Source organism: Nonomuraea rhizosphaerae, assembly GCF_019396405.1.
Lineage (GTDB): Bacteria > Actinomycetota > Actinomycetes > Streptosporangiales > Streptosporangiaceae > Nonomuraea > Nonomuraea rhizosphaerae.
This window is the reverse complement of the sequence record NZ_JAHKRL010000135.1, coordinates 1-9,003: the sequence shown is the minus strand read 5'-3', so window position 1 is coordinate 9,003 and position 9,003 is coordinate 1. Positions and strand designations below refer to the sequence as shown.

General features: G+C 72.8%; 9 protein-coding genes. 3 read left to right on the top strand and 6 right to left on the bottom strand.

Translation table 11 applies throughout. The features are described from left to right. The first annotated feature begins 171 nt into the window (after positions 1–171). Entirely contained in the window at positions 172–1,065 is an 894-nt protein-coding gene (locus KME77_RS06730; protein ID WP_219463017.1) for an alpha/beta fold hydrolase, read from the top strand. A 2-nt stretch (positions 1,066–1,067) separates the two neighbouring features. Further along, positions 1,068–1,970, top strand: coding sequence for an oxygenase MpaB family protein (locus tag KME77_RS06725; RefSeq protein WP_219463015.1), 903 nt, complete (start codon positions 1,068–1,070; stop codon positions 1,968–1,970). A 136-nt stretch (positions 1,971–2,106) separates the two neighbouring features. On the opposite strand, the gene KME77_RS06720 is transcribed toward KME77_RS06725, so the two are convergent. The 4 genes from KME77_RS06720 to KME77_RS06705 form a co-directional block, all read right to left on the bottom strand. After that, on the bottom strand, positions 2,107–3,249 hold the full coding sequence (locus KME77_RS06720; protein WP_219463013.1) for an MFS transporter: 1,143 nt from the start codon (positions 3,247–3,249) through the stop codon (positions 2,107–2,109). Positions 3,250–3,306: 57 nt separating this feature from the next. Then, on the bottom strand, positions 3,307–4,221 hold the full coding sequence (locus KME77_RS06715; protein ID WP_219463011.1) for a RecB family exonuclease: 915 nt from the start codon (positions 4,219–4,221) through the stop codon (positions 3,307–3,309). 19 nt (positions 4,222–4,240) lie between these two features. Then, entirely contained in the window at positions 4,241–4,951 is a 711-nt protein-coding gene (locus tag KME77_RS06710) for an MBL fold metallo-hydrolase (protein WP_219463007.1), read from the bottom strand. A gap of 76 nt (positions 4,952–5,027) precedes the next feature. Beyond that, a complete protein-coding gene (locus tag KME77_RS06705) occupies positions 5,028–5,654 on the bottom strand; it encodes a DUF6758 family protein (protein WP_219463005.1) in 627 nt (208 codons plus the stop codon). Positions 5,655–5,728: 74 nt separating this feature from the next. Between KME77_RS06705 and KME77_RS30205 the strand changes: the two genes are divergently transcribed. Continuing rightward, a complete protein-coding gene (locus KME77_RS30205; RefSeq protein ID WP_219463003.1) occupies positions 5,729–6,145 on the top strand; it encodes an NUDIX hydrolase in 417 nt (138 codons plus the stop codon). Between the two features lie 48 nt (positions 6,146–6,193). Here the strand turns inward: KME77_RS30205 and KME77_RS06695 are convergent, their stop codons facing one another. Next, a complete protein-coding gene (locus tag KME77_RS06695) occupies positions 6,194–7,483 on the bottom strand; it encodes an MFS transporter (protein WP_219463001.1) in 1,290 nt (429 codons plus the stop codon). A 61-nt stretch (positions 7,484–7,544) separates the two neighbouring features. Next, positions 7,545–9,003, bottom strand: a 1,459-nt coding sequence (locus tag KME77_RS06690; protein ID WP_219462999.1) for a glycosyltransferase family 39 protein, incomplete at its 5' end; no start/stop codon positions are given.

The following is a 9,003-nucleotide window of genomic DNA, read 5'->3' as shown; positions in this document are numbered from 1 at the left end:
GCGCGCCGCGAGACCCGCGGCGCGCGCCTCAGCCGTTTCCGGAGCCGCCCGCTCCTGGGGTCACGGGCCGCCCCCGCACCCTGCCCATACCTCGACAACTCCCCTGAACTCGCACCAGCGTACGGAGTATGCCGGTGTCGAGGCGCTGACCTCTGGGTATTGTTGCCCCACGTGAGTACGCCGCGATTCCTCGACCTGCCTCCTGGCGTTGCCCCACAGAAGCTCAAGACGTCCCAGGGCACCTTCGCGGCCCTTGAGGCGCTTCCGGTGAGCGGTGTGGTGGAGCGCTGGCCCGCGCTCCTGGTGCCCGGTCTGACCGGCAGCAAAGAGGACTTCATCGCGGTCCTGCAGACCCTGGCCCAGTCGGGGCGCCGGGTGCTGGCCATCGACCTGCGCGGCCAGTACGAGACGTCCGGCCCCGACGACCCCGACGCCTACACCTGCGCCGCGCTCGGCGCCGACGTCGACCTCCTGGCGCAGACGGTCGCGGACGGCGAGCCGATGCACCTGGTCGGCCACTCCTTCGGCGGCCTGGTGACGCGGGAGGCGGCGATCGACGGGCGGACGAAGTTCGCCTCGTTCACGATGATGAGCTCGGGGCCGGCCGGCATCGTGGGCAGGCGGGCGCGCCACGGCAAGGAGATCATGAAGGAGATCCCGGTGCTGGGGCTGGAGCACGTCTGGGCGACCAGGTTCGAGCCCGAGGCGCTGGCCAACGGCGTGCCGGACGACATCGTGGCGTTCCTGCGCAAGCGCCTGCTGGCCAACTCGCCGACCGGGCTGTCGTGCATGGCCGAGCAGGTGCTGACCGCGCCCGACCGTACCGACGAGCTGTGCCAGATCGAGGTGCCCACGCTGGTCCTGTACGGCGAGCACGACGACGGCTGGCCGGCCGAGCTGCAGTCGGAGATGGCGGCCAGGCTGGGCGCCGAGTGCATGGTGGTGCCCGGGGCGGTGCACTCGCCGGCCGTGGAGGCTCCGGAGACGACGGCGGCGGCGCTGGTCAGGTTCTGGAACGAGGCCGAGCGCATGCATTTGGACAAGAGGTCCAATACGATGTCGTGACTATGGAAGAGCTTGTCGTCCAGCCGCCGCAGAGCGTGACCTGGCTGGTGCACCTCGACCGCTCGATGTGGGTGGGCGGCGTGCGCGGGCTGATGCTCCAGGCGCTGCACCCCGTCGCGATGCGCGGCGTCTGGCAGAACTCCACCTTCCAGGACGACCCGTTCGGCCGCCTGCGCCGGACGGCCGACTTCGTGGGCCGTGTGACGTTCGGCAGCCCGGCGGAGGCCGACGAGATCGGCAGGCGGGTGCGCGGCATCCACAAGGCGCTGCGCGTCAGCGACCCCGACACCGGCCGGACCCACCGGGTCGACGATCCCGAGCTGCTGCTGTGGGTCCACTGCGCGGAGGTGTCGTCCTACCTGGAGGTGGCCAGGCGCGGCGGGCTCGGCCTCACCGAGCGCCAGGCCGACGCCTACCTGCGCGAGCAGCGCAGGAGCGCCTCCTACGTGGGCCTGCACCCCGAGGACGTGCCCGGCTCGTGCGCCGAGATGGACGCCTACTTCAAGCACATGCGGCCCGCGCTGCGGGTCACCGAGGAGGCCGCCGCGGCCGTGCGCTTCCTGCTGTGGCCGCGGCTGCCGCAGGAGCTGCGCAGGCTGGCGCCGGGCAAGCCGGCCTACTTCCCGTTCGGCGCGCTGTGCTACTACACGCTGCCGGAGTGGGCCAGGCGCATGTACGGGACGCTGCCCGAGGTGCCGGGAGCCACGGTGACGGCGGGGCTGCGGGCGTTCAGGATCGGCATGAACTCCCTGCCGGAGCCGCTGCACGACCACGCGTTCCTGCCCGCGACCAGAGACATGCTGCGCGGCGCCCGCGAACGCCTGGCCGCGGCCGGCTACGACGTCGGCAAGGGGCTCAGGGGGCTGACGGATCCGCGCCGCTGGCCGAAGGCGCTGGCGGCCTGACCTCTCGTCCTGACGGCTCGTCCTGACGAGGGCCGCTACGGCCCTCTCCCGGCCCGTACGGCCCTGGACCCCATTCCGGGCCGGGGACGGGGGCTTCGTCGCCCCTCTGACGACCTCAGAGGCGCCGACACGGCCCTCAGCGCCTTTGGGGGGATTCCTCCTCGGCCGACTTGACGGGGATGACAAACCCGGCGGCCAGGATGAGGACCGAGCACGCGGTGATCACCCAGGCGGTCGGCCCCATCCCCGTGGGGTCGAACAGCACGCCGCTGATCGACGACGCCGTGGCCGCCCCTATGTACCGCGAGGTCTGGAACAGCCCCACGGCCAGGCCGGTCTCCTTCTTGTCGGCGTGGACGAACATCAGCGAGTTCAGCCCGAACTGGCTGAACGCCGACGCCAGCCCCACCAGCCCCGTGGTCACCAGCACCAGCCCGACCGGCCCCACCGCGAACATCGAGGCCGAGCCGGCCAGCATCAGCGCCGCGCTCGCCAGCAGCACCACACGCATCCCCACCCGCGCGGCCACGGCCACCGCCACGGGCGTCATGACGAGCGCCGCCACCGCCATGGGCAGCACCAGCAGCCCGGCCACCGCCGCCGACGTCCCGGCCGAGCGCTGCGCCCACAGCGGCACCGCGATGAACGCCGTGTAGAACACCACGTTCACCAGCGCGAACATCCCGTACGTGGCCAGCAGCGCGGGCCGCGGCCGGGGGAGCCACGCTTGCCTCTCCCGCTCGACCTCCACCTTGGGCAGCCATCTCAGCGCCGGCACGAGGGCGAGGGCCGCGAGCGGGACGTTCACCAGGAAGACCGCCCGCCAGTCCCACAGCGACACCAGGAACCCGGCCAGCACCGGCCCCGCCGCCGCGCTCGCCGTCAGCACCATGGAGATCATCGCGATGACCCTGGGCGGCGGCCGCCCGTTGTCGGCCGTCGCCGTGACGATCGCCATCCCGGCGGGAAGGGTCGCGCAGCTCCCGAACGCCTGCAGCAGCCGCGCCGCCAGCAGCACCGGGTAGTTGGGCGCGAGCGTGGCCAGCGCGCCGGTGAGGCCGATCATGACCAGCCCGGCGCAGAACACCCGCCTCGGGCCGAACCGGTCAGCCAGCGCCCCCATCAGCGGCGGGACGGCGATGGCGGTGAGGTAGAAGCCGGCGGCCAGCCAGGTGACGGTGACCATGCCGACGTGGAACTCGGCCTCGATCCGGGCCAGGGCCACGGCGATCATGGAGGAGTTCAGTGGGTTGAACAGGGCGCCGAGCGCTACCGCCACCGGCAAACGGCCTGTTCGACCCACTATACGACCATACGCGGCCTTCTTCCGCCCCGGTCATTCGGCCAGGGCGTCCCAGGGAAGGTGCTCCTGGGCGGCGGCCATCCCGTCGGGGCAGTGGCGCCGGAAGTCGCACCAGCCGCAGATCGGGCCGGTGCGTGGCGGGAACAGCGCGTCGAGCTCGGCCGGCAGCGACGGCGGCGCCACGGACGGCCGCTCCCCGGACCCGCCGTCCGCCCCTCTGGCGGCCTTCGCGCCCGAGGCGCGCGACCGCACCGGGCCAGGGGCGCCCATCACCTCGCGGTAGCGCTCGTCGGCGTCCGAGGCCTCGGCGCCGACCTCCTCCGCCCGGCTCAGGTGCCGCTCCAGCGACTCGTCGGTGTGCCGCCACTCGACGATTTCGCCTGTGGGCAGGTGGTGCAGCTCGACCGAGTGGCACGGCGTGCGCAGCATCCGCGACGCCGCGATCGCGTAGATGGCCAGCGCGAGCGAGAAGCGCGCGTCGTCCTGGGTGAGCGGCCGCCGCCCGGTCTTGTAGTCGACCACCACGAGCTCGTCGCCCCGCCGGTCGAGCCGGTCGATGCGGCCGGACACGGCGATGACCTTGGTGCGCGTGGCGACGGTGCGCTCGACGCCGACCGGGTCGTCGGCCGGGTCGAGGGTGGCGACGTACCCGGAGACGAGGTCGCGGGAGCGGGCCAGCCAGCGCGCCGACTGCTCGGCGTCCTTGAACCCCTCGGTGATCCACCCGTTGGTCAGCAGAACGGCCGCCGTCAGCGGGGTGCGGCGCTCGTACGGCTCACGCCACCAGCCCGCCAGGGCGTTGTGCACGCTGGCGCCGACGCTGTTGTGCGCCCAGGCCGGCCCCTTGGACGGCTGCGGCCGGTCCAGGTAGGTGAACCGGTAGCGGCGGGGGCAGTCGAGCCAGGTGTTCAACCGCGACGGCGTGCACGAGTAGAGCCGTCGCGGCATCCCTTCCAGCTGCGGCTGGTCATACACCCCGGTCGTCGCCCGGGTCGAGAGTGATCCGCGCGGCCCTGGTGCCGTCGCTCAGGGGTCCCTCGGACTCCTCGTCGCTGTCGCTGATGCGCCAGTCGGCGAAGTGGGGCTCCAGATCGGCCACCGTCACCTCGTCGCCGTGGGCGGCCAGCACGCGCGTGCCGCCGTCCAGCGTGAACAGCCGGGCGCCGATCGCGTTGAGCTGGTAGTTGAGGTCGGGGTATTCGCCGCCGAGCTTGCCGGGGCCGTCGGCCTGCAGGGTCTTGCCGGTGAACACGGCGTTGAGGCCCTCGCAGTACAGCGAGACGCCGCCGGGCGTGACCCCGGGCGTCTCCATGACGTCGAGCTGCACGTCGGCCACGGCGAAGATGCCGTCGTCCTCCATGTCGATGTCGGGCCACGTCTCGGACCAGGTCTCCCGCCAGAGCGGCTTGTCCTTGGGGTGGAGGGCGACCACCGCCTCGTCCCTGCTGGCCACCTCGATGGCCGCGCCCACGTGGTCGGGCAGTCCGTGGGTGCAGATGACGGCGAGCACCTCGCGCTCGCCCACCTTCTCCAGGATCTTGTCGGCGTCACGCGCCGGATCGATCACAATGACCTCGTCATCGTCGCCGATGATCCAGATGTTGTTCTCGACCTTGTGCTCGGTGCCGTCGATGTCGACGACACCCTCGCTCACCACTCGCTCGATACGCGCTGTCACGCCTCCGAACTCTAGTCCGTCTGGCTGACAGCGCGAATCGTGTTGACGGTGACCGCCTGGAAGAGCCGTACCGGGCTCATTCCTCCAGCCGGGGAGAGAACGCTCCAAAGGGCAACTGCAGGTCGAGATCCCGCAGATCGTGCAGGCTCAGCTCGGCCATCGCGGTCAGGCAGCCCGCCTCCGCCGGCCAGGCGATCGTCCACAGCCAGTTGCCGAGCGCCTCACCGGCGTAGACCGCCCGGTCGTCCGCCCCGCCCACGCACCACAGCGCGGTCGGGTGCCCGAGCACCTGGATCTTGGCGTTCGGCGGCCCCGAGTCGAACCCCTCCCCGGGATCCGGCCCGTCCAGCCCCGCGTACGCGGCACCGAGGCCGACGCCCGGCTCCTCGGCGATGACCAGCAGGTCGGCGGGCCCGCCGCTCAGCGAGGGCCCGCCCAGCGCGACCACGGTGGCGCGCGCCCCCGTACGCTCGTCGCCGACCTCCGCGAAGCCGGTGACGAGCCAGCCGGGTGGCAACGGCCATGGCAGCCACACGGGCACCATCGAGCTCTTCCGCATCGCCTCGACCGCCGTGTCGGACGGCTGCCGGGGCGGCTGGTAGGGCAGGACGTCACCGTGCGCACCGCATCGCCACGCGCTCGACCACGCACTGGGCCCGTGAAGCGGGCCAAAACACCGTGGGCAGGTTGGAGCCGCTCTCACAGCTACCCACGCTGCGTCCTCACCCCCTGCTCCGTCAAGGCCGCTGCCTGTTGCCCAGTCGTAATCTTGGCCATGTGCGGGTAAATTGCGTGGGCGCGATCATCGTCGACCCCTCCGACCGGCTGCTGCTGATCAGGCGTGGGCACCCTCCGGGCGAGGGCCTGTGGTCGATCCCGGGCGGGCGCGTCGAGCCCTCCGAGACCGACGCCGCCGCCCTGCGCCGCGAGGTCCTGGAGGAGACCGGCCTGCGTGTCTCGGCCGGCCGCCTGGTGGGCACCGTGGAGCGGCCGGGGCCGGGCGGGGTGACGTACGTGATCCGCGACTATCTGGCCGCGGTCCTGGGCGGCACGCTCCGCGCGGGCGACGACGCCGCCGACGCCCGCTGGTGCTCCGGGGAGGAGCTGGCGGGCCTGCCGCTCACGTCCGGCCTGCTGGAGACGCTCACGGAGTGGGGCGCGCTCCCGGGACAGGCGCCCGCAGCCGATCCGTAAGCATGACCAGCGGCCGGTCGATCAGGCGCGCGGGACCTGCCGGCCCGGTCAGGCGCGCAGGTCCCCCCGATGGGCGGCGTCGCGCAGCGTGGCCAGGGTCGCCGCGCTGACCAGGCAGGCCGCCACCACGTAGTACGCCGGGATGTCCACGTCCTTCGTCGTCCTGATCAGCTCGGTGATGATCAGCCCGGCCGAGCCGGAGAAGACCGCGTTCGACAACGAGTACGCCAGCCCCAGCCCCGTGTAGCGGACCGTCGTCGGGAACATCTCCGCCAGCATCGCCGGCCCCGGACCGGCCATCAGCCCGACCGCGACCCCGGCCACCAGCACGGCGACCCCCTTGGCCCAGGTGGGCGAGGCGGGGTCCTGGAGCAGGTTCAGCAGCGGGAAGGCCAGGACGACGACCGCGAGGGCCCCGGCCAGCATGACGGGACGCCTGCCGATCCGGTCGCTCAGCGCGCCCGCCGGGATGATCGCCAGCGCGAACCCGGCGTTGGCCAGCACGGTGGCGACCAGCGCCTGCTGGAAGGTGGCGTTCAGGGTGGTCTGGAGGTAGGAGGGCATGACGACCAGGAACGTGTACCCGGCCGCCGACCAGCCCATGAGCCGCCCGATGCCGAGGGCGATCGCCTTGGTCAGCTCACCGGCCGTCGGCCTGACCGGCGCCGGCTCCGTACGGGCGCGCTCGAACGACGGCGTCTCCTCCAGCCGCAGCCGCAGCCACAGCGCGACGACGCCGAGGGGCAGCGCCAGCAGGAACGGCACCCGCCACCCCCACGCCGACAGGTCCTGCTCGGTCAGCGCGGTCGCCAGCACCGCCGCCGCGCCGGCCCCCGCGAGCAGCCCGAGCGCCACGGTGAACGACTGCCACGACCCGTACAGCCCGCGCCTGCCCGGCGGCGCGAACTCCGTCATGACCGACACCGCCCCGCCGAACTCGCCGCCGGCCGACAGTCCCTGCACGATCCGCACGAGCGTCAGCAGCCACGGCGCCGCCGCGCCCAGGGTGGCGTACGTCGGAAGCGCGCCGATCAGGGCCGTCGCGCCCGACATGAGCAGGACGACCAGGATGAGCAGCGGTTTGCGGCCGATGCGGTCGCCGAGCCTGCCGAACAGCGCCGCGCCGAGGGGGCGGAAGAAGAACGCCAGGGCGAACGACGCGTACGTCTTGACGAGCGCCTCGACGTCGGTGGCGCCGTCGGGGGTGAAGAAGTTCGCGGCGATGACGGTGGCGAAGTAGCCGTAGACGCCGAACTCGTACCACTCGATGAAGTTGCCGATCGAACCGGCGACCAGAGCGCGCCGGGAACTGGTGGAGGTGGCTGCCGTGGCCGTCATGTGCTGCCCTTTCACCGATGACGACAAGCTTCACCGAAGCCAGCAGGCGTGTCAATTACCTTCACGCCGGGTACTTGAACCGGGGCCACAGCTCGCTCCACGGAGCGCGCTGGCCGCGGCAGACCCAGATGGGCGCGCCCTGTTCGATGTTGTCGAGGCCGACGCCGTTGTCGACGCGCGTCGCGAGCGTGACGTCACTCCAGAACCGGTCCAGGTACTGCTTGTCCGGCGCGCCGACGAAGATCGTCGTGCCGCCGTCCACGGCCGGGCGGCCGAAGTACCAGTAGCCGGTGTGGCCGCTGTAGGGGCGCGGCAGCCCGAGCCGCCGCCCGTACAGCTCCAGCGCCCCCGCCTCCCCGTAGTTGGCGGTCATCAGCGTCACGTGCTCGCCGGCGGGCAGCGTCCGCCGGACGGCCGCCACCTGCCCGGCCAGCCGCGGCCAGCCGACCGTCTCGGCCGTGTCGGGGTTCAGCAGCGGCTGCGGGGTGCGCGCCAGCCACTCCACCGGGTACACCGGCAGCGTGACCAGCACCGCCACCACCGCCGTGATCGCGTACGAGACCCGTGAGGTCACCCAGAGCGGCAGCCCCTCGCGCCGCTCGACCTCCACCGCCCCCGCCGCCCACAGCGCCGCCCAGAAACCGGCCAGATAGTACGTCTTGCCGCCGGTGACCAGGAACACCACGCACACCAGCACGTACGCCCAGGCCAGGAACCGGAACGGCCGCAGCTCCGCCGACCGCGTCAGCCGCCACAGGCCGTAGATCCACAGCGCCGACAGGACGACCCCCGTCATGAGCAGCTGGTACGGGAAGAAGCCCAGGCGCCCGCCGAAGTCCCCGTAACCGGCGATCACCCCGGCCATCGCGAGCTGCGGCCAGCCGGCGTGGGCCTGCCACACCAGCCCGGGAACGGCCGCCGCCACCGCGACCGCCGCCCCCGCCCACAGCATCGGGCGGCGCAACGCCTCACGCGGCCCGGAGACCAGCACCCCGGCGAGGATCCCGAACAGCAGGAACACCACCAGGTACTTGACCTGCACCGCCACCGCCACCACCGCCCCGAGGGCGAGCAGCAGCCGGTCGTCGCGGGTGCGCACCCACCGCACGACCACCCACACCAGGACGGTCGAGACGAACATGTCGACCGTGGCCGTGTACAGCGTGTGCCCCACCCCGAGCGCGAACGGGCACACCGCGTACGCCCCCGCCGCCAGCGCCTGGGCGCGACGGCCGCCGCCCATCTCGCGCGCCGACAGCCCGGCGACCACCACCCCGGCCGCCGACAGCAGCGCGGCCGGCACCCGCACCGCGACCACCGACTCGCCGCTGAACAGGCGCATGATCAGGGGCAGCAGCGGCGGCTGGTCGGCGTAGCCCCAGTCCAGGTGCCGGGAGGCGACCAGGAAGTACAGCTCGTCGCGGTGGAAGCCGTAACGGCCGCCGAAGGCCAGCAGCACGGCCGCCATGGCGGCGGCGATCGCCAGCAGGGGGCCCCACGCGCACCGGACGGGCGCCCCG